Consider the following 20847-nt stretch of genomic DNA (forward strand, 5'->3'; position numbering starts at 1 on the left):
ATTGATCAACCGGATTTTTGCCTTAATCCGTGATAATAGAAAACACGAAAAAAATTATCAACCAAACCTTGCCTGATCCATAAGAATATCGGGACCGCAGATACATTTGATGTTAATCAAAGTTTGGTTCTCCGCATCAATCCCGCTAACCAATGATAAAATTCTTTATAAAAATTCGACAAAATTTGCTTTCAGAAGGAAAAACTGGAAAGTATTTTAAATATGCCATTGGAGAGATTGTCCTTGTTGTTATTGGAATTTTAATTGCTCTTCAGATTAATAATTGGAATGAGAAAAGAAAGATTAAAAATGCAGAAATAGAAATTCTTCAAAACCTGAAAACTGAATTAAAATATAATATTGAAGACCTTGAAAATATAAATAGACAACATAAATCGGAACTTGAAGATGGCATTTTCATTTTAAAACTGTTTGGAACTGATGTTTCCAATGTTTCTGAATCAAAGTTGGATTCACTAATTTATAACGCTTTTTCTGGATTTTCTTTTGAAGCAAAAGATGGATATATCAAATCACTTATTGCATCAAACAAAATTGATTATTTACAAAACTCTGAATTGAAATCTTATATTTCCTCTTTCGAGTCTATGGTAATAGATGCAAATCAAGAAGATGGATATGTAAGAAAACTACTAAATGAACGTTTTTGGCCGGCTACAGATGGTAAATTAAGTGCTTTAAATAGCATATCCTCTTCAGAAAGGTACCAAGAATTCCCAAAAGGAACTTACTCTTCAGATTATGAATGGTTCTTCAATAATCGTGAAATGGAAGATTTAACAGCCAATATATTTAGTTGGAAAAAAGAGAATGTTTTAGATGAACAAGATTTAATAGATAAAATCAAAAGAATGATTCAGATTATAGATTCTGAATTAAATAGAAAATAAGAAAGCCCAACAATGGCTATAAGTAATTGCTCGTTCTCGCCTACTTCTGAAAATCCTTGCGGATTTTCAGCTTTGTGTGTACTTGCAAAGTTAAGTACCAAACAACGCAGCTACTCATAACCGAAACCGTTGTGCTTCATCCCGATAGCTATCGGCACTAACCGCTAACCAATGATAAAATTCTTTAGAAAAATTCGTCAAAATCTGCTTATGGAAAACAAGACTGGAAAGTATTTTAAGTATGCTATTGGCGAAATTTTATTGGTGATAATAGGGATACTCATTGCAGTATCCATTAATGGCTGGAATGAAGACAGAAAGCTAGCTAATGAAGAACAATCTCTTCTAAAGGACTTAAAACAAGAAATGGAGTTAAATCTAAAATCATTAGAAACTGTCATTACGCAACATGAAGAATCATTAAAGGCCGCAGAAGAAATAAGAAAACTCTTTGACGACAGAGATGCTTTCAATAAAATGCCAGAAGAAACATTTGCGGAACTTTGTGGCAGGATGGAAAAAAACTCTACCTACGATCCTCAAAGCGGAATTCTTAATTCCTTAATTAATTCAGGGCGTTTAAGTTTATTTTCTAACAAGGAACTCAAATATTTATTAGCCTCATTCAAAGAATCGACAGTTGATGCTTTTGAAGATACTCATGCTATACAGAGGGAAAGACCAACATTAATGCACGAGTCCTTTCTGGGGGCATACGAAAAAAAGGATGGTAAAATTATTTCGTATAATCCAAAACAAAGGTATGATAGTGAAGCATTTAGGCTTTACGCTAATTTATATTTTTTCTGGGTACGAACCGGTGGATTGAAAGAAGAACGTGAATTAAAACAAGAATTAGAAAAGATTATTAAACTAATTAATCAAGAGATTAAAAAATAAGAAATCCCAACAAAAGCTATAATTAATTGCTTATTCTCGCTTACTTCTGAAAACCCTTACGTATTTTCAGTTTTGTGTGTACTTGCCTGCCGGCCTTTAGGTTTGCAAAGTTAAGTACTAACCCAGGCAAAACTCATAGCTGAGACATTAGCGCTGAGTTTAAACAAAAACATAATGTCGGAAAGTCTTCCTACCCTTTCAGATCTATTTTGAAAGGTTTTTTTTATGACTTCGGCAAAGCCTTTCCAGCCCGATCCTTTTGATTTTTTAAAAGTAATTGAATAGTAATGAGGAAGATCTTAAAACCTCGTTTCAATAGGTTGATTTATTTTTGTTTTGAAGTGAAAGACGTTAAACCAAATATTCTACTAAATCAACTGCAATCAGTGTGAAAATGAACTTCATCATTCACAAGAGTCAACTGATTTTTTACCAACTATTACTTTTCAGCCCTCATCCTTGGTGGTTTTGACTAGGCCAATGCCAGCTATAAAAAATAATAGGCCCAATGAACCAAAGACAATCATTTGTTTAATATCCGCTGATCCATTGGCAAATGTGACCGCGGAATAAATAAGTCCTGCTATACCCAAAACTGTAAGTATGGCTCCGAAAATTCTTTTTAAGTTCATAAGTAAGAAATATTACAGCTCAATGTTGCCCACAATCATGCCAGTAAGAATAACTTGAAGGGTTTCGCTTTCCACAGTTAGGCAATAGTAGAAAGTCCAGAAGAATACCTCTATTCCAGTGCCCTGATTTATGCAGAAAAAAAGGGATGGATCGCTTCTGCAAAAAGTAAATTGGAAAGGATCAGAGGGTGTAATTACTCCCGTCAACAGTACCGGATTATACCCGGTGCAGAGGTTTCAACCGCTGTGGACAATTTTCATTGAAATGGATCTTCAGTTTCGGCAGAAGGCGGGAATAATTGGTCAGGGTACTTTGGCTTTTGGCTGCTATGGTAACTTTTTGCTCAAACCTGGCAAGCAGTTCCGCAAAACCTGCTACATTGGAACATGCGGTCTGGAGGAGATTTTCTTTTTTTATGATTAAAGGGAGTTAATGAATGATCTAAAAAATTCCGGACTTCTGATAGCTCTTGAAACTACCGTAGGTTTAGTGCAACAATATGTATAATGCATAGCATTTTGCGGGGTGCTATGACTTTATCCACGGAACTTTTTAAACAATTAAAATAAACAATAATGAAATTGAAGAAAGGACTTATCAAAAAGGGGATGTACCTATCGGGGATATCGAACATCGTTGGCGTATTACTCTTTTCTAAATTTTACAGTAATACGGTTATTAATGAAGCTGACCCTGTTGTCATGTCTAATTTTGGCTTGCTCATGATAACTGTATGGGGTTTGGCATTTATAGCAATGGCTCCTAAATGGGAAAAGCTTAAATGGCTTATTGGAGCATTTGCTATTGAGAAATTCATTTACGGTTTTGTCTGGACAAATTGGTTGTTGAATAACGACCTTTCAAGTGTATATGAGCAAGATACCATGGCTGGTATTTTCTATACCATTTATGGGCCCAATGATTGGTTCTTCTTTTTGTTTTACTTAGTTGTGTTTATATACTTAAACAGTACACAGAAAATAGTTAGTTAATAGTTTAAAACTATGTGAAATTGAGTGGACGATCGTGAGCTTGAAGCTCACGGTGCGCCTTACAAGCTACCGATCAAGATATTCTTTTGTCTCGTTCCCCAGAGTTACTGTGACTTCAACTGACTTCTCTTAGACGTTCCAGACGTCTTTCTGCGCTAAAGCCCTGCTCTTCGCTAAAACTTACACAGGAAGTTTTCTTAACGCTCATTCCTTTCGGTAAGGAGGATATCCTTGCACCTATTGCTGCGCTATCTACTATTTTAGCTTATCTCTGTTTCCAGAGCTTAGGACTTCGGCATGAGGTGTTACCTCATCCCCCCGGTAGCTATCAGTTTTAAATAAAAAAATAATGTCAGAAAGTTTACCTATCCTTTTAGATCTATTTTGAAAGGTTTTTTCATGGCTTGGGCTAAGCCTTCCCAGCCCGATCCTTTTGATTTTTTAAAAAGTAAATGAATAGTAATGAAGAAGTAATCATTTTACCATGACAAGATTTGCCACTTACCAAGAGCCGTCACCAAGCCACCTAGAGGGGATGCCCGAATACTTTTGCACAGGCTTTTCATACTCTGAAATATTTTTTAACTTAAATACCTGATGCCCATTCTGGGTATCCAAAGCCGTTTTGCAGAAGTGGCAAAAAGTTGTAGCATCATAAATCCAAAAAATATGAAATCATATTTGAAGCTTTTTATCTTGATAGGAATTCTTGCTTCATGCAATACCAAAACGAATGAGTCTGAAACGTCAGATTCCAATCAAAAAGAGGGGTATGTCCATAATGGAATCAGCTATGATATCACTGAAAATAAATTAAAGGAGGCTTATTTTGGAGAACAGCACTTACACACTGCGGCCTCGATGGATGCCTTTATTGCAGGAACTCGGCTTACTCCTGATGATGCCTATCGTTTTGCACAAGGAGAAGAAGTATTGGTCAATGGAAAGCCTCATAAAATTCACAGAGCATTAGACTGGGCAGCAGTAACCGATCATGCCGAATTTTTGGGAGAAGCTTATTCGCTTTTAAACTCTGATGCTCCTGGTCATGATAGCGAAGCCGCAAAGGCAATGAGAGATGCCCCGGATCTAAAAACAGCTTTAACAGTTTATAAAAAATATGTCCTCGATGCCTTGGCTGGAGGAAATGCGCATCCGGACTTTTGGCAAGGGTATGAAGCCGTGAAATCTCAATGGCAGAAAAACATTGATGCCACCGAAAAAAACTATAAACCCGGAAAGTTTACCACAATCCATGCTTATGAATGGAGTTCGGCTCCCAACACTGCCAACTTACATCGGAATGTATTTTTTAGAGATACTAATTTGCCAGATATGCCCTTTTCATCCAATGAAGGCCCTTCTCCTCAAGAACTTTGGGACTGGATGATCGCTCAGGAAAAAAATGGAGTTAAGGTATTCGCTAATCCTCATAACCCGAATGAGAGTAAAGGCATGTTGTTTCCTGAGGTAGCGATGAACAACAAACCCATTGATAAAACTTATGCAGAAACCCGCCAACATTTCGAGAGAAACCTAGAAATGATGCAAACGAAGGGGAATTCAGAAGTAGTTCCTAATTTCTGGCCGAATGATGAATTTGCGGATTTCGAAAATGCTGTTTCACTTCAGGAGTACAACGGAAGAGTCTTTGAGAAGCATAATTTTATCCGATATGGATTGACCAGAGGGGTGAAATACAAGGAAGAATTAGGAGTGAACCCATTCAAATATGGATTTGTCGGAGGAACGGATAGCCACAATGGTGTCATGTCCAATGTGGAAGAATTCAACTATGTGGGCCACCATGGTATGGCTGACGAAACAGCATTGGACCGCTCAAGAAATGAACAGGATGGAGAAATGTATAACCGTGATATGAACCCAGGGGGATTAACAGGGGTTTGGGCTACTTCCAATACGCGGGAAGCCATTTGGGACGGAATGCACAATCGCGAGTCATTTGCCACTTCAGGGCCAAGAATTAAAGTTCGATTTTTTGCAGGGAATGGTTACCAATCCTCTTATAACTCCTATGAAGAAATGGTCAAAGATGGCTATGCCAAAGGCGTTCCCATGGGACAAAATTACGAAGGTAGCGGTGCTCCTGAGTTTTTGGTATGGGCAATCAAAGACCCAATTGCACCAAATTTAGACCGGATACAGATCATCAAAGGTTGGGTTGAAAATGGCGAAATGAAAGACACGATCTATAATGTCGCTGCATCAGAAAATCGGCTGAAATCCGATGGGACAGTGACTCCAATCGATGCACCTGTGAACATGAAAACAGGAGAGTTCAACAAGGAAAAAGGGGCTCCAGAATTAATGGCTGTATGGAAAGATCCTTCATACGATCCCAATCAAAATGCCTATTACTATGTCAGGGTTATTCAGCTCCCCACTGCTAGATATAGTTTATGGGATGAGATTAGAAATCCAGATGTCCACTATCCGGAAGACACCAAAAGGGTAATCCAAGAGCGAGCATGGGCTTCTCCAATCTGGATTGAGCCAGGTAACTGAAGTATATGAAGAAATTCTTAAAAGAACCTTTGTTGCATTTCATGCTATTAGGAACCATGATCTTTGGGTACTACTATCTTACAAATGATATAGAGGATGCTGAGGCGGCCATTCTCATTGATGATGCCGAGTACGATTACCTACTGAGTTTGTGGAAAAACCAATGGCAGCGAGAGCCAAATGAGGATGACATTAAGGCTTTTTTGGACCAATACCTTCGGCAAGAAGTGTTTTACAAGGAAGCCCTTGCACTGAATTTGGATCACAATGACATCATCGTCAAAAGACGTTTGGCGCAAAAGATGGAAGCAGTTTCCAATGATTTGAATTTCATGATGAATCCTCCTACTGACGAGGAATTGAAATCATTTTTTGCTTCAAACCCAGATCTTTTCCAATTGCCTCCGAGCTTTACCTTTCAGCAGGTTTTATTTTTAGCAAGTGAAGAAAATCTATCCGCGCAAATGGAAATCAACAAGATTGCACTGAACGAAGGCGAAGAAATTCCTGATTCTAGAAAACTTAAGCTATCACTTGCTAATCAATGGGACAACAGTTCTCTAGCAGAAATAAGTAAAGCCTTTGGGGATGATTTTGCCCTCGCATTGGATAGTATCCCCAACAACCAATGGGTGGGTCCTATTGCTTCAGGATTTGGCCAACATTTGGTTTTTATATCTAAAAAGGACAATGCTGAAACAGCCGATTTTGAAGACATCAAACCCTATGTCCTTAATGAATTTGAGTACCAGTCCGAACTTAGAACTCAAGAAAAGATTTATCTTGACTTACTTGAAAAATATGGTGTAAAAATCACATCGGAAAAGGTACCGGATAGTGTCAAAGAAAGCTTTAATAACCAATGAGGCTATTTGTAAAGATTCTTTTGATCGATTTGTTAGTTCTGAGTTGTCACTTCTCATATGCGCATGAAGTACGCCCTGCTTATTTGCAGATTCATGAACAGACACACAATACCTATTCTGTGTTGTGGAAAGTGCCTCGAACAGTCGATAAGGTTTTAAATATTCAACCTGAATTTGAGAAAAGCTTTACGCTTACAGAAACAGTTCCTCCCCGGATATTAGAGGCTTTTGTATTGTACAGCTACCAGCTGGAGGGAGAGCAAAGTATAGCAAACACCCAACTTTCTATCTATCAGCTCAATACCACAGGCACCGATGTGTTGGTCGACATTCAATTACTGAATGGCCAGCACCATAGTTTTCTTTTGCGGCCAACCAAAAATTCTATCCTTGTCCCCGAAACCTCAAATAAATCGAACGTAGCAAAAACCTATGTAATACTAGGAGTTGAACATATCTTACTGGGATTTGATCATTTACTTTTTGTTTTAGCATTAGTATTAATCACCAAGGGTTTTAAAAAACTGTTGAAGACTATTACAGCATTTACACTGGCACATAGTATCACTTTGAGTTTTTCAGCCTTGGGGATTGCAAATCTGCCCGGACTTCCGGTCGAAGCTGTGATTGCCTTGAGCATAGTTTTTCTTGCCTTAGAAATCCTAAAAATCCAGCAAGGGCATACCACGCTAACAAGTCAGAAGCCTTGGATTGTTGCCTTTTCTTTTGGCCTGCTCCATGGATTTGGATTCGCAGGAGCCTTACAAGATATTGGTCTACCCCAAAATGAGATAACCTTGGCATTAGCTACCTTCAATGTCGGTGTGGAATTAGGTCAAATCCTGTTTGTCTTGGTTGTTTTGCTGATCATTAGATTTACCCAATCTATTCTTCCATCTAAAAGTTGGAGTGAAAAACTTGTTCCTTATGCAATAGGCTCAATGGCTGCATTTTGGTTGATCGAACGGATTGCTGGATTTTAGAATAAAAACTTTCTAAAACTCTGTGTTAGCGTATTCAAGCGGAAAGTTTTAAAATCAGCGTTTTTTTATTCCTAATAAATTTTGCGGTACGCGGACAATGAATTGCTTCGAAAACAGGACTAAGAATATCCTAGACCGTTCACGATCGGTTTTATACGAAAACATAATGTCGCAAAGTTTACCGACCCTTTCAGATCTATTTTGAAAGGGTTTTTTATGACTTAGGCAAAGTCATTTTATCCTAGTAAATTATTTAATAACTTATGTAACTGATGCCCACTCTGGGCAAGCAGAGAACCTGAGAAAATATGCCCTGCGGGATAGGTTTCTTGGTGGCAGGCTAGCTGGTAAGCAGCCTGAAATTTGCGTAAGAATTTTTAAGAACATTCGTAAAATTTTTAAAAATACAGCAATGAACGATTCAATTATTACAACCCTGCAGCATCACAAAAATGATTTTAAAAACACGGATGATTTACAACCCTTAATCGAGGAAATAAAAGACAAGAGGATTGTAATGATTGGCGAAGCCTCACATGGCACTCATGAATATTACAAATGGAGAGCTAAAATCTCCAAAATATTGATGGGAGAGCATGGCTTTGACTTTGTAGCTGTGGAAGGAGATTGGCCGCCGTGTTATGAACTCAACCGGCATGTGAAAAATTACGAAGACGCCGAAGTAGCGACCCCAAAAGTGTTTAGGCAATTTGGAAGATGGCCCTCTTGGATGTGGGCAAACTGGGAGGTCTATGAATGGGCCGAATGGCTCCGGGAATTCAACAAAGATTTGCCCTTAAATGAGCGGAAAGGCTTTTATGGATTAGATGTGTATAGCCTCTGGGAATCGCTTGAGGCTATAATGGATTATCTGAAAAAAGAAGATCATTCAGCTTTCGAGATTGCTACAACAGCCATGCGCTGTTTTGAACCTTTTCGGGGCGGAGACGGACAGAAATATGCATTATCGACAAGATTAGTACCCAAGGGATGCAGTGATGAAGTCAGCCAACTACTCTCTGAAATCAGGAGGAATGCACCAAATTACAATTCAGATCGAGAGCATGCTTTCAGCGCCCAACAGAATGCGATTGTCATCAAAAATGCCGAAAAGTATTACCGGATCATGGCATCTGGCAGTGATTCAACCTGGAACATGCGCGACAAACACATGATGGACACTTTGAACCGCCTGATGGAATTTCATGGAAAAGCCTCAAAAGGAATCGTCTGGGCTCACAATACCCATATTGGTGATGCATCTTTCACGGACATGGGAGACAAAGGTCTGTATAACCTAGGTGAACTTGGCCGTCAGGAATATGGAAAAGATACAGTCTCACTTATTGGCTTAGGAAGTTATCACGGAAGTGTTTTGGCAGGAAGATCTTGGGGATCAGTTGCTGAAAAAATGTATTTACCTCCAGCTCCTGAAAACAGTTGGGAAGATTTGTGTCATCAAGCAGGAGATCAATTCTATATTAACTGTGAGGATCTTAAGTTAAGTTCCGCACTCCAACGAAGAATCCCCCATCGTGCTGTAGGTGTAGTCTATAATCCAAAGCTTGAACGTTATGGAAACTACGTTCCGACAGTTATTCCAGAGCGCTACGATCATTTTTTGTTCTTCAACGAAACACAGGCTTTGCATCAAATCGATATTTCTGTGGAATTGGCGAAGACACCAGAGACTTTCCCTTTTGGGGTTTAATTAAAGTAAGCTGTCGTATGAAAAATAAAGAATATAAAGAAAAACGCGATTTCAGTAAAACCGACGAGCCTAAAGGAGCTAACGGAAAAAGTGAGAATCACGAACCGATTTTCGTAATACAAAAGCACGATGCCAGCCATCTTCATTATGACTTTAGAATTGAAATAGATGGCACGTTGAAATCCTGGTCTGTTCCTAAAGGACCGAGTACAGATCCCAGCGAAAAGCGATTGGCTGTTCCCACCGAAGACCATCCTTTGGAATATGCTGACTTCGAAGGGGTGATCCCTGAAGGACAATATGGAGGAGGAACAGTGATGATTTGGGATAAGGGGACTTTTAAAAACCTGAAGAAAGATGACAAGGGAAAGCCGATGTCGCTCAAAAAATCTTTTGAAGAAGGAACCGTAGAAATTTATTTAAAAGGAGAAAAGCTCCAAGGCGGATATGCCCTGATCAAAATGAAAAGCGGGACTATGAAAGGAAACTGGTTGCTGATAAAAATGGAAGACGATAAGGCGGATGCCCGTCGAAATCCAATCAATACGGAAAAGAAAAGCGTGATAACAGGACGTAGCTTGGAAGAAATAAAAAAGGAAGACCCAGAATGAAAATAGAGGACGTTGAAATATCGAATCCTGACAAATTGATTTTTCCAGATAAGAAAATCACCAAGCTGGATATGGTGAAATATTATGATAAGATTGCTGATAAAATGTTGCCTTTTCTAAAAGATCGACCCTTGACCCTTCAGCGCTTCCCGGATGGAATTGATCAAGACGGCTTTTACCAAAAAAATGCTTCAGATTATTTCCCAGAATATATTGAAACCATTGCAATAGAAACAGAAGAAGGAACCAACACTCAGGTGATCTGCAATAACAAAAAAACTCTCATTTATTTGGCTAATCTAGGAACGGTAACCTTTCATATCTGGCTGGCGAAAAAGGACGATTTACATAAGCCAGATAAAGTGGTATTTGATTTGGATCCACCAAAAGATGCTTTTGAAAGCGTAAAGGATGCCGCTGAAAAAATCGGGGACTTCCTTCGTAAAGAAGGCATAGCACCAAAGTTGATGACAAGCGGAAAAAGCGGATTTCACATCTGGTATCCAGTAAGACGCGACAAAAACTTCGATGATCGCAGGGAGGAAGTGAAAGCACTTGCGATTAAAATGGAAGAAAAATATCCCGATATTCTGACCACCGCCGTTCGTAAAAACAAAAGGGAGAATAAAGTTTTTATTGATTACCTGCGAAATGCATATGGGCAGACCTCCGTTTGTCCTTATTCACTTCGCCCCATATCCTCTTGCGGAGTGGCAACTCCTTTGGACTGGGATGAATTGTCAAAAATCAAAAAACCGGATCAGTTTACTCTTGAAAATCTTTTCAGAAGGCTGGAGCAAACAGATTAACCCAAGTAGGATCTCCAAATTCAATCGGATTTTTATTCCGTAAATTCATAGGGCAAGAGTAAAATCACTTTCTGGTGAACAAGCTTCAAAGCCGAATCCAAGCAAGGCAGACTAATCATGCCTTTACCAATATCAGAGACAAAAGGTTAATGGAAAACAGTTTATTCAATGATTATCTTTTCGATCTCCTTGATTCCCTGGAGCAGAATCTTTCTGCCTTTCTAACAGACCAAAATCCCGAAAGCCTCCACCGTCTTAGATTGGACATTAAAAAAATAAAAGCCTTGCTTTCCTGTGCTGAGTATATGAATCAAGAAAAATATGATGCAACTAAGCTTAAGCCACTATTTCGGAAAGCAGGAGAAATAAGGGAAATGCATCTAAACATTCACTTGTTGAGTTCAGCTCCCCAACCTCCCAAAAGACTTATTAATCAGTTGAAGAAGGAAAAAAATATTCTCACTCAACAGTTTATTGAAAATGGTTCAGGATATATCAAGCTTGTAAAGGATTTTAAAGGGGGAATTTGTTTTCCTGAAATACGGTGGGGAAAGAAAAGAATCATAAAATTTTTTGAAAAGGAGCAGAAAAAAACAACTAAAATACTCCAAAACATAGACCGAGAAGGTATGCATGAATACCGAAAAAAAATAAAGAAAATGGTTTATGTCTATAATGCCCTACCTAAAAGAATACAAAATAAAATTGATCTGAATGAAGCAGGAATTACCAAACAGCAAAAGAAGCTGGGCGATTGGCACGACACTTATTCCGCAATTCATTTTCTTTCTAGTAGACCCTTACCTCTCAAGACAACTGAATATGTTTTTAAGTTGAAAGCCAAAGAAAAAAGACGATTTGATAAATTGCTCACAACCTTGATAAAGAAGCGGAAATGAAAGAGGAGGTTAGGCTACCATCTTAAAATCGAACTACCTAAAAGCTGCTGTTTAGTGATCAAATGAACACTTGAGATAAGTTTCAAAATCACTTCCGAAAAACAGTTTTTCAAATCGAAATTTCCGAATTCTTAGGGAACACAATATTACACTCCAATCACAAAACAATAAATAATACCAAGGTCCAACAGGAGGTAACTATAACATTATAAACGTTTTACCTACCCCCAAATTTCCCCTTGAGCATCGCCAGCTTATCTGCCATCGAGCCTTCTTTTTCTTTTACTACTGGCTTGGAGTCTTGTTTTTCCATCTTTTTTCCACGCTCGGCAAATGGATCGGCTTTCATACTCAGCCCAATCCGCTTGCGGGCAATATCTACTTCCATGACGGTTACCTGTACTTTCTGATTTACGGATACGACCTCATTCGGATCTTTAATAAACCGGTCCGCCAAGTGACTCAAGTGGACCAGTCCGTCCTGATGAACTCCCACATCCACAAAAGCACCAAAGGCTGTGATATTGGTAACCACACCAGGAAGCTTCATTCCCACTTTCAAATCGGACATGCTATTGACACTTTCCTCAAAAGCAAAAACCTCAAAATTAGCCCTAGGATCTCTTCCAGGCTTGGCTAATTCCGCCAGGATATCCTGAAGTGTAGGTAAACCCACCGTATCGGAAACATATTTTTTAAGATTGATTCGATCTCTAAGTTCGTCAGAACCCATCAATTCCTCCACCGAAGCATTCACATCTTTTGCCATTTGAGCGACCAAAGCATAGCGCTCCGGATGCACAGCAGATCGATCTAAAAGTTGTTTGGCATGATTGATTCGAAGGAATCCCGCGGCTTGTTCGAATGCCTTTTCGCCAAGTCTAGGCACTTTCTTCAATTGAGCCCGGCTGGCAAAAGGCCCATTTTCATTTCTAAAGTCTACGATATTTTGTGCCAGCACCGGCCCAAGTCCTGATACGTAGGTAAGCAATTGTTTGGAGGCAGTGTTCAAGTCCACCCCTACTCCATTTACTGCAGAAATCACGGTATCATCCAAGGCATTTTTCAAGGCATATTGGTCCACATCATGTTGGTATTGTCCCACACCGATGGATTTTGGATCGATCTTCACCAATTCCGCCAAGGGATCCATGAGTCTTCGCCCGATCGAGACCGCTCCTCTTACAGTCAGATCCAAATCCGGAAACTCTTCCCTCGCCACATCGGATGCCGAATAAATCGATGCTCCAGCCTCATTCACCATTGTGACGATAACAGACTTGGATAAACCCAGACTTTTGACAAAAGCCTCTGTCTCGCGACCTGCGGTACCATTCCCGATTGCTATGGCTTGTATACCAAACTTTTCCACGAGACCTTTAACATTCATCGCGGCTTCCTGACTTCGACGATTAGCTTCATGTGGGAAAATAGCTTCGTAATGCAAAAACTGTCCCTGAGGGCCTAGACAGACTAGCTTGCAACCTGTTCGGAATCCTGGGTCAATTGCCATCACTGACTTTTCTCCCAAGGGAGCACCAAGCAATAGCTGCTTGAGATTTTCTGTAAAAACTTTGATTGCTTCTTCGTCCGCTTTTTTCTTAGTGATAAGCCTGACTTCAGTTTCCATGCTTGGTTTGAGTAGTCTCTTATAAGCATCTTTGATCGCCAATCTAACTTGATCTACAGAGCTATTTGAGGAATCTGCTAAGATTTCCTTTTCCATCAAATGAATTGCTGCAGCTTCCTCTGGAACAGTGTCCAATAGTAAAAAAAGCTCCTTCTCCCCTCTTCGCATGGCCAAAACCCGATGCGAGGGAGCTGTTTTGATCGGTTCAGACCATTCGAAATAATCCTTGTATTTGATCGCTTCTGCTTCTTTTCCGGGGATTACTCTTGAAGTAAAATTCCCTTCCGTCAAGAAGAGTTTTCTCATTTTTTCGCGCAATTCCGCGTTTTCATTCACCCACTCCGAAATAATATCCCGAGCACCTTGAAGCGCCTCTTCGATAGAATTGACTTCCTTTTCAGCATCCAAATAATTACTGGCTTCCGAATCGAGATCGATTGACTTTTGGGAGAAAATCAATTCTGCCAAAGGCTCTAATCCTTTTTCCTTAGCTATCATACCTTTGGTTCGTCGCTTCGGCTTGTATGGCAAATAGATATCCTCCAGCTTGGACATGGTTTCTGCTCCCTTCACTTTACCTTCCAACTCGGGAGTTAGTTTCCCTTGTTCCTGAATGGATTTCAAGATGGCTTCCTTTCGTTTATCCAACTCTCGCAACTGCTCCACCCGATCACGGATTCCTGCCACTTGGACCTCATCCAACTCTCCCGTAGCTTCCTTTCGATATCTGGAGATAAAAGGAACGGTACCTCCACCATCCAATAATTCCAGGGTAGCTTTGACTTGATTTGGGCGAATTTGCAATTCTTGGGCAATCTGTAACTCGTAATTCATGGGTACTATAGGGTAAAATTGAACTGCAAGTTAAGCCTCATTTTGAATCGAAAAACGAGAAATGTGCTTCCTGTCACTAAGGGTCTGATTTTAAGATTGTAAAATTGAAAGAATTATTATTTGAAAAATTGGAAGATTTGAAAATTGAAAAAGCTAATAGTGTCTAGCGGAGCAGTATCAAAGAAATGTTCTATACTCTAGCTCCTCTGGAAGCACAGCAGATCAAAATCAGTAAATAAATCGGAGTTTGATTTCCAAAAATCTCGTAAAACATACTTAGTAAATGACACCTAAAAATGAATTGGAAAAAAGAAATTAAATCTTGGGGATTGATCCTCAGCCTGTTTGCCTTTTTATATTTCACAGGACTTCTGCCTGTGATACAGGGTGCCATCCAATCGGTTTTACTTTCGACAGGATTGATCAAACCAAAACTGGAGCTTGTGGATTTGTCAAATCAAGATTTTAATTATCGAGGTAGATTTTTAGACTTTGAGGGAAATGAAATTTTGCTGGAATCTTACCGTGGCAAAACGCTATTTATCAACCTCTGGGCTTCTTGGTGCGGCCCTTGCCGTGCAGAGATGCCGCATATTTCAGAGTTGTATAAATCATTGGAGAATGAACCGAATATTGAATTTCTGTTGGTGGGATTGGATAATGATATTGAGAAAAGCAGAAATTTCCTCGATGGAAAAAGCTGGACTTTCCCCACAGCTCATGCCAGTTTTGGATTGAATTCATCGCTCCAAAGTCAGTCTATTCCTACCACTTTGGTAGTCAGCCCGGAAGGAAAAATCGTATTTTACCAAGAAGGAATGAGCAATTTCAATTCTGCTGAATTTCGGAATTTTTTAAAAAATCTGTAAACCATAATTAGATTAAAACTTAAAAATGAGCTATTTGGAAATCAATAACCGAATAACTCATGGAAGATTTAATACAGCTCCGGGCATTTTTTGAAAAAAGTCTTCTGACTTTTTGCCCACCCCTTCAGGTAAGAAAAAATGAAGCCATGCTTTTCGAGGTGGCAGGAACCAAAGAAACGATGCAAGGAAAACAGCTGGTTTCAGGCTTATACTTTGCCTCTGTCATCCCAAAACCAAAGGATGTCCGATTCTACTTTTTCCCGATTTACACAAATCCTGAGGAATTCGAATGGATTTCCCCGGCAATGAAAAAATGCCTCAAAGGCAAAAGTTGTTTCCACTTTAAAAAGCTTGATTTTGAGCTCCAAAATGAGTTTTTAAAAATGATCAGTCATGGGGTATTGCTTTATGGTGAAAAAGGCTTGATATGAAAAATTGAATTTTTTCAGCTAAATCCACTAAATTAAAGGGATTCAAAACCCATAGCCATGAAAAATTTACTCGGATTTTCGATTTTGCTACTTGCTAGCTTTACGTCTTTTGCACAAGAAATCCCATCCTCCGCTATCCAAATCAAAACTGCATTGATGGCTGCACCTGATGAAAAGAAAGCTGGTGCGATGGTTTATGGCTATACCTCATCAGGAGAATGGACCGTGCTTCGCAAAGGAACTAATGACTTGATTTGTATTACAGATGATCCTGCTGGTAAGGGTTTTAGCGTGGCTTGCTACCACGACAGCGCAGAACCATTTATGGAGCGAGGCCGTCAATTGAAAAAGGAAGGGAAAGGCTTTCAGGAGATTTTTGATACTCGGGAGTCTGAAGGAAAAAGCGGAAAGCTAAAACTCCCAAAAGATGGGTCTACCCTTTATGTTTTGACTGCAGAAGCTGAAAATTACAATCCTCAAACCGGAGATGTGAAAGACACCTACTTGAGATATGTAGTCTATATTCCTTGGGCCACTTCCGAATCTACAGGACTTCCGCTTAAAGCCTATGCACCTGGAATGCCTTGGATCATGGACCCGGGAACTCACCGCGCCCACATCATGATTACTCCTCCTAGAAACTGATTTTAGCTCATATCCCCCAGTTCAAAAAGAAAAAAAGCCAATCTTCAAGCTATTGGGCTGTTATAACTTCTTTTTTCTTTTAATTTGAACCATCTTTTGAGTCCCTATGAGCGAAAACAATCCCACGGTAAAAGAAGCTAGTGTAGATAAAAATGAGGTCGTGGATTCCTTTCTGAAAGAATTTCACAGTTTCAATAGCGGTGTGGCAGCCCAAAACTCCCCCACACAACTTTACACCTATCTCTGTAGCGATGGCGCAAAATTACTGGATGCTTATTGTAAAACTGGTGATAAAGCCCTAGAGATAGTGGGTTTAAACTCGGAAGTAACAGACCCTGATCTCTACCTCCTTCATTTCTCATTTCCTGATCGCTTCAAAACAGTATTCTTATTAGTACGTGACATCGTGCTTCAGCTCAGTATTGCCAAACTTCGTGCTTTGGAAAACTTGGTATCCGAAGCAGAAGTGATCGCACACTTTGAAGAGTCAAAACTACTTTTGACCACAGAATCAGAGAAATGCCTGAATTACTTTAGACTGGAGCGAGAAACCATGCAAGCCAAACCTGAAGTTCTAAAGCGAAAACTTGAATCAGTTAAGCATTTCTCAAATCCCTGGAAAACCTATCAAGCGCAGTTTGAAATGCTTTCCGAACAGCTCAAAGAAATAGATCTCAATGATAATCGGCTTGAACAAACCGTCGTACAATTTCGACAGATCAGCGAACTAGTTATTCAAATGCGAGGAGATGTCCTCAAAATCAATGACCTTTTTGCTAATAAGGTTGAAAAATGCTTAGAAGACCTGAAGGGGATTACTGATAAAGATAACCTTGATCAAACCATTAAATCTTTTGATGAACTGATCAACTTGGGTATAGGCCAAGAGATTCGCTCTGAAAGTACCATGCGAAATCTCGAAGACTCTGTCGATAAGCTTCCTTCACTTTCAATCCCTGTAAATACTCAGGAAGGATTTCTGATTTTGAAAAAAGTTGACTTCAGAAAAGCCACCCAAAAATGGATGGATTACGAGATTTTGCCCTATTTAATCGATCTTTGGGATGGGCAGGAGGCTACTTTTTCGCACATGATGCATGTCGTAACCCAGATCAAAAGTAGTCTTCTTGTAGCTAAAAAAACCCAAAACCACATCGGTTTTAATGCTGAGACGGCCTCATTAGATTCCATCTGGCAAGAACAGAAGAATGATATTTCCACGAGTCAGGAACTTGTAGCACATATTGAAAACGAACTCGAAAAGAAATTCAAAGTAACCGAAGTTTTTACCCAAGACGAATACCTCAAAGTTCCACTTCAAACTAATTTCACCAGATTAACTAATAGCAAACAGGGGAATCTAAGTTTAATCACAGCTAAAATCTCCCAGCTCTTTAAAAATGTAGGGAAACAAGTCAAGGATGTAAAAGAAAAAACACCTCATCAGAAACTTGAGATCGCATTGGAAATTCTTGAGACCAGAAATGAAAAGGAAACTCCTGATCATTACCATTCCCTTTTCCTAAATAAGAATTTCATCGGTGATCTCTTTTTGGTCAAACGAAGCAACCAGGAAGAAGCACTGGAGAAAGTGGTCGACTTTTGGAAAAAAGGCCAAAATAGATCATTGGTGGTACTAGGAGATCCGCTAAGTGGTAAATCCACTTTATTGGAATTTGGAACCCATCTTTTCAAGTCCAAGGATGTCCATTATTTGGTACCGGGCGGAGATATCAGTATTGAAGGAAGAAAATTCAAAACCAGCAAAGATCTGGGGGAAGCCCTAAATTTTGTAAAGCGATCCATCAGCAATACCAAACCCATTCTTGTCATAGATGATCTTCATCTCTGGCGCGATAAGGATTCTTCGCTTATAGCAAACACCACTGCTCTAATTGATTTTATCAGTTCCAATGCCTCAAAAGTGTTTGTCATTGTCGGAATCACGAATTCTCTGCGATTGCATTTGGATACACGTATGCCGTTTTCTCAAGCATTCACCAATATTCTAGATACGAATACAGCTACCCTTGAAGAAATCTACAAAGCAGTCATGCTCCGACACGGCGCATCACATCGAGCTATTTTTGAAAAGGAGGATACTTTAATGTATGAGCCGCAACTTCGAAAAAAAATAAGCTGGTTGGCAAAGAAATTTGACTACAATATCGGAGCGGTATTGCAGGCTTGGATTTTCTGCACAGATATTGAACCCGACAGTTCAATCCGTTTCACCGAAAAAGAAACACATTTAAATGACTTCCTCTCTACCAAAGAAATGTTGATTCTAAAGAACTGCCTGCTCTTTGGCTATTGCAGTGATCTAGAACTTAAAAACTTATTTACCGATCGCTATGAGTCGGAGTATAAGCCCGCCGTTCGAAAACTACTCAATATTGGTGTTTTGGATCGAGATAACAGTGGCTTCCTTATCGTGAAAAACTCTGTCAGGCAGGATATTTATTCTATTTTAAAATACCGTGAATTACTCGCCTAATTGGCTCTATTTGATATGAACAACTGGAATGATCTTTTCGCATTAATTCTAATCGTCTTTGCGATCTACCTTGTCCTTTCCTTTTGTTTTTTCCTGATTACCCGCTATCTCAAGAAAAAACGGATCAATGACCGTTATTTTGCTTTAATCAAAAAAATGAGGCTTTTCTATAAGCCTATAGCTTGGATGATCGTGATAGCCGGATTTATCTCTTTGGATCCGATTACTCATGGCTTAGTGATTTTGCTGATTGCAGGTTTTGGCTATCGGCAATTAGGAAATTACATCAGTGGGCTTTTTATTCGGTCCAGCTCAATGGTAGTCGCTGGCACTTTGGTCCAGGCAGGGAAAATCCGAGGGAGAATCAATCGGATCGGGAGTTTGGGAATGGTCCTAGGTACCGATCAAGGAGAGCGTTGGGTTTGGTATAGATCATTTGATAGAGCAGGTTTCACATTGATCTCAAATCAGACCAATGTCCAACAACGTGCGATCTACCTTAAAACTGAACTCACAAAAGAAAGCCTTCTTAATTTGATTTTTGATCATCCTATATTGGCTTTGGGTAAGGCAAGCAATTTAAAGGCACTCGAAAGTGAAAACACCTATTTACTACATTATACCTTGGTAAGAGGTGCGCAGCACGAAGACTTTATCAACTATTTGCATGACAATGAGGTCATGACCAATCAAACTGAAAAATTTGAATCCTAATGGAACTTATATCTTCCTATAACCTGATCATTGAGTTTTCAGTGATCATCATTTTATCCTTCCTTTTCAACGGTCTTTCAAAAAAGACTAATATTCCGGCAGTCCTAATGCTGATCGCTTTGGGATTGATGCTCCAATACATCCTGGAATATTTTACCACTGATTCGATCGATTTTTTCCCTATTCTGGAAGTATTAGGCATTGTTGGCTTGATTATGATCGTGCTTGAAGCAGCCCTTGAGCTAGAACTAAAACGAGAAAAACTTCTTCCCATTCTCAAATCAATGGGAATTGCACTGATTGGATTGATGGCCTCCACCTGGGCTGCAGCAAGTATTCTTTATTACTACATTCCCGAGATGTCCATGCAGTCTGCATGGCTATACGCTACTCCATTATCGATCCTGTCGAGCGCGATTATCATACCCAGTGTTTCCGGTTTGAAAAGCAAAAAGAAGGAATTTCATATCTATGAGAGTACTTTTTCTGACATATTGGGGATTATGCTTTTTTACTTCCTTACCGGAAAGCTCAATCCAGCAGAAGATTCAGGATTGGTTGGTTTTGGCGGAAATTTCTTGTTAACGGTTGTTATTTCCCTTGTGGCGAGCTATGCGATCATCTTGGTTTTTCAGAAAATCAAAAGCAATGTGAAGCTCTTTCTACTCATTGCGGTACTACTCCTACTTTATGCATTGGGAAAAAAAATGCACCTCTCCTCTTTGATTATTATTCTAATTTTCGGATTGGTTATCGCCAATATGAAGCTGTTTTTCAAAGGCAAGCTTTCCAGCTTACTGGATTACGCCAAAGCTCATCAGATCTATCATGAACTGCATACGATTACAGCTGAGACGGCCTTTGTGGTTAGAACTCTCTTCTTTGTGATTTTTGGTTTGACAATAGCAATCACGTCCTTATTTGACTTGCAGGTAGCCTTGATCAGTTGTCTCCTGATCGGGTCTATCTATGGAATCAGAATTGTTTTACTGTTGATTTTCGAAGGAAAAGATATCATCCCTCAAGCCTTTATCGCTCCAAGAGGATTGATTACAGTATTGTTATTTTATGCGATTCCAGTGGAAGCCCAAGTAAAAAGCTTCGAACCTGGAATTTTGCTATTTGTGATTATTGGGACCAGTGTGATAATGACTTTTGCGATGATCTATGAAAAACGTAGAAGCTCCAAAGCCCTACAAATAGCCGAAAGTAGGACTGTTGGATCGGTTAAATGGAAAGTTCCGAGTGTGTTGGATAATGGAGGAAATGGCGATAAAAAGTAAAAAACACCATTAAAGCCAGAAAATAATATCCTAAAACTGCTCTAGTAATCTGCTACTTGTGAAATTCTAAAGGAGTCTTTTTACTGCTGACTTTCTATTTAAA

Annotated in this window: 18 protein-coding genes; 16 read left to right on the forward strand and 2 right to left on the reverse strand. The window is 39.4% G+C overall.

The annotated features are described in order from the left end of the window. Window positions 1–152: 152 nt before the first annotated feature. Window positions 153–911: a DUF6090 family protein gene (locus tag BVC88_RS18140; protein ID WP_075352150.1), complete on the forward strand. Its 759-nt coding sequence runs from the start codon at window positions 153–155 to the stop codon at window positions 909–911. Between the two features lie 171 nt (window positions 912–1082). Further along, window positions 1083–1811 carry a DUF6090 family protein gene (locus BVC88_RS18145; protein ID WP_075352151.1) on the forward strand — a complete coding sequence of 243 codons (729 nt, stop codon included), beginning with the start codon at window positions 1083–1085 and terminating at the stop codon, window positions 1809–1811. A 446-nt stretch (window positions 1812–2257) separates the two neighbouring features. Here BVC88_RS18145 and BVC88_RS18150 read toward each other — a convergent pair whose 3' ends face one another. Then, window positions 2258–2443, reverse strand: coding sequence for a hypothetical protein (locus BVC88_RS18150; protein WP_075352152.1), 186 nt, complete (start codon window positions 2441–2443; stop codon window positions 2258–2260). A gap of 576 nt (window positions 2444–3019) precedes the next feature. On the opposite strand from BVC88_RS18150, the gene BVC88_RS18160 reads away from it, so the two are divergent. The 8 genes from BVC88_RS18160 (at window position 3020) to BVC88_RS18195 (ending at window position 11841) form a co-directional block, all read left to right on the forward strand. Next, window positions 3020–3436, forward strand: a complete 417-nt coding sequence (locus BVC88_RS18160; RefSeq protein WP_175574447.1) for a hypothetical protein — start codon at window positions 3020–3022, stop codon at window positions 3434–3436. Between the two features lie 669 nt (window positions 3437–4105). Beyond that, window positions 4106–5962 carry a DUF3604 domain-containing protein gene (locus BVC88_RS18165; RefSeq protein ID WP_075352269.1) on the forward strand — a complete coding sequence of 619 codons (1857 nt, stop codon included), beginning with the start codon at window positions 4106–4108 and terminating at the stop codon, window positions 5960–5962. A 5-nt stretch (window positions 5963–5967) separates the two neighbouring features. After that, entirely contained in the window at window positions 5968–6828 is an 861-nt protein-coding gene (locus tag BVC88_RS18170) for a peptidyl-prolyl cis-trans isomerase (protein WP_075352154.1), read from the forward strand. Beyond that, window positions 6825–7811 carry a HupE/UreJ family protein gene (locus BVC88_RS18175; protein ID WP_075352155.1) on the forward strand — a complete coding sequence of 329 codons (987 nt, stop codon included), beginning with the start codon at window positions 6825–6827 and terminating at the stop codon, window positions 7809–7811. The genes BVC88_RS18170 and BVC88_RS18175 overlap by 4 nt, the downstream gene beginning before the upstream one ends. 412 nt (window positions 7812–8223) lie before the next feature. Then, window positions 8224–9522 carry an erythromycin esterase family protein gene (locus tag BVC88_RS18180; RefSeq protein ID WP_075352156.1) on the forward strand — a complete coding sequence of 433 codons (1299 nt, stop codon included), beginning with the start codon at window positions 8224–8226 and terminating at the stop codon, window positions 9520–9522. 17 nt (window positions 9523–9539) lie between these two features. Then, entirely contained in the window at window positions 9540–10133 is a 594-nt protein-coding gene (locus tag BVC88_RS18185) for a DNA polymerase ligase N-terminal domain-containing protein (RefSeq protein ID WP_075352157.1), read from the forward strand. Continuing rightward, window positions 10130–10942, forward strand: coding sequence for a non-homologous end-joining DNA ligase (gene ligD, locus BVC88_RS18190; RefSeq protein WP_075352158.1), 813 nt, complete (start codon window positions 10130–10132; stop codon window positions 10940–10942). The genes BVC88_RS18185 and ligD overlap by 4 nt, the downstream gene beginning before the upstream one ends. A 74-nt stretch (window positions 10943–11016) precedes the next feature. After that, on the forward strand, window positions 11017–11841 hold the full coding sequence (locus BVC88_RS18195) for a CHAD domain-containing protein (RefSeq protein ID WP_139316606.1): 825 nt from the start codon (window positions 11017–11019) through the stop codon (window positions 11839–11841). A 217-nt stretch (window positions 11842–12058) separates the two neighbouring features. On the opposite strand, the gene BVC88_RS18200 is transcribed toward BVC88_RS18195, so the two are convergent. Further along, entirely contained in the window at window positions 12059–14305 is a 2247-nt protein-coding gene (locus BVC88_RS18200; RefSeq protein ID WP_075352160.1) for a Tex family protein, read from the reverse strand. A 296-nt stretch (window positions 14306–14601) separates the two neighbouring features. On the opposite strand from BVC88_RS18200, the gene BVC88_RS18205 reads away from it, so the two are divergent. The 6 genes from BVC88_RS18205 (at window position 14602) to BVC88_RS18230 (ending at window position 20744) form a co-directional block, all read left to right on the forward strand. Beyond that, complete coding sequence (locus BVC88_RS18205; protein ID WP_075352161.1) at window positions 14602–15174, forward strand: TlpA family protein disulfide reductase; 573 nt, start codon at window positions 14602–14604, stop codon at window positions 15172–15174. Between the two features lie 59 nt (window positions 15175–15233). Then, on the forward strand, window positions 15234–15605 hold the full coding sequence (locus tag BVC88_RS18210) for a hypothetical protein (RefSeq protein WP_075352162.1): 372 nt from the start codon (window positions 15234–15236) through the stop codon (window positions 15603–15605). A gap of 57 nt (window positions 15606–15662) precedes the next feature. Beyond that, the gene (locus BVC88_RS18215) at window positions 15663–16250 is read left to right on the forward strand and encodes a hypothetical protein (RefSeq protein WP_075352163.1); all 588 of its coding nucleotides are present in this window, start codon (window positions 15663–15665) and stop codon (window positions 16248–16250) included. 106 nt (window positions 16251–16356) lie between these two features. Next, a complete protein-coding gene (locus BVC88_RS18220) occupies window positions 16357–18747 on the forward strand; it encodes a hypothetical protein (RefSeq protein ID WP_075352164.1) in 2391 nt (796 codons plus the stop codon). A gap of 15 nt (window positions 18748–18762) precedes the next feature. Continuing rightward, a complete protein-coding gene (locus BVC88_RS18225; RefSeq protein WP_139316607.1) occupies window positions 18763–19461 on the forward strand; it encodes a hypothetical protein in 699 nt (232 codons plus the stop codon). Next, window positions 19461–20744: a cation:proton antiporter domain-containing protein gene (locus BVC88_RS18230; protein ID WP_075352166.1), complete on the forward strand. Its 1284-nt coding sequence runs from the start codon at window positions 19461–19463 to the stop codon at window positions 20742–20744. Before BVC88_RS18225 ends, BVC88_RS18230 begins: the two co-directional genes overlap by 1 nt. Window positions 20745–20847: the final 103 nt, after the last annotated feature.

Source organism: Algoriphagus marinus (genome assembly GCF_001936475.1).
GTDB lineage: Bacteria > Bacteroidota > Bacteroidia > Cytophagales > Cyclobacteriaceae > Algoriphagus > Algoriphagus marinus.

What these genes read in the sequence shown, in the direction of transcription:
- BVC88_RS18140 (WP_075352150.1), top strand. Translation starts at nt 153, where the DNA reads ATGATAAAATTCTTTATAAAAATTCGACAAAATTTGCTTTCAGAAGGA.
- BVC88_RS18145 (WP_075352151.1), top strand. Translation starts at nt 1,083, where the DNA reads ATGATAAAATTCTTTAGAAAAATTCGTCAAAATCTGCTTATGGAAAAC.
- BVC88_RS18150 (WP_075352152.1), bottom strand. Translation starts at nt 2,443, where the DNA reads ATGAACTTAAAAAGAATTTTCGGAGCCATACTTACAGTTTTGGGTATA.
- BVC88_RS18160 (WP_175574447.1), top strand. Translation starts at nt 3,020, where the DNA reads ATGAAATTGAAGAAAGGACTTATCAAAAAGGGGATGTACCTATCGGGG.
- BVC88_RS18165 (WP_075352269.1), top strand. Translation starts at nt 4,106, where the DNA reads ATGAAATCATATTTGAAGCTTTTTATCTTGATAGGAATTCTTGCTTCA.
- BVC88_RS18170 (WP_075352154.1), top strand. Translation starts at nt 5,968, where the DNA reads ATGAAGAAATTCTTAAAAGAACCTTTGTTGCATTTCATGCTATTAGGA.
- BVC88_RS18175 (WP_075352155.1), top strand. Translation starts at nt 6,825, where the DNA reads ATGAGGCTATTTGTAAAGATTCTTTTGATCGATTTGTTAGTTCTGAGT.
- BVC88_RS18180 (WP_075352156.1), top strand. Translation starts at nt 8,224, where the DNA reads ATGAACGATTCAATTATTACAACCCTGCAGCATCACAAAAATGATTTT.
- BVC88_RS18185 (WP_075352157.1), top strand. Translation starts at nt 9,540, where the DNA reads ATGAAAAATAAAGAATATAAAGAAAAACGCGATTTCAGTAAAACCGAC.
- ligD (WP_075352158.1), top strand. Translation starts at nt 10,130, where the DNA reads ATGAAAATAGAGGACGTTGAAATATCGAATCCTGACAAATTGATTTTT.
- BVC88_RS18200 (WP_075352160.1), bottom strand. Translation starts at nt 14,305, where the DNA reads ATGAATTACGAGTTACAGATTGCCCAAGAATTGCAAATTCGCCCAAAT.
- BVC88_RS18205 (WP_075352161.1), top strand. Translation starts at nt 14,602, where the DNA reads ATGAATTGGAAAAAAGAAATTAAATCTTGGGGATTGATCCTCAGCCTG.
- BVC88_RS18210 (WP_075352162.1), top strand. Translation starts at nt 15,234, where the DNA reads ATGGAAGATTTAATACAGCTCCGGGCATTTTTTGAAAAAAGTCTTCTG.
- BVC88_RS18215 (WP_075352163.1), top strand. Translation starts at nt 15,663, where the DNA reads ATGAAAAATTTACTCGGATTTTCGATTTTGCTACTTGCTAGCTTTACG.
- BVC88_RS18220 (WP_075352164.1), top strand. Translation starts at nt 16,357, where the DNA reads ATGAGCGAAAACAATCCCACGGTAAAAGAAGCTAGTGTAGATAAAAAT.
- BVC88_RS18225 (WP_139316607.1), top strand. Translation starts at nt 18,763, where the DNA reads ATGAACAACTGGAATGATCTTTTCGCATTAATTCTAATCGTCTTTGCG.
- BVC88_RS18230 (WP_075352166.1), top strand. Translation starts at nt 19,461, where the DNA reads ATGGAACTTATATCTTCCTATAACCTGATCATTGAGTTTTCAGTGATC.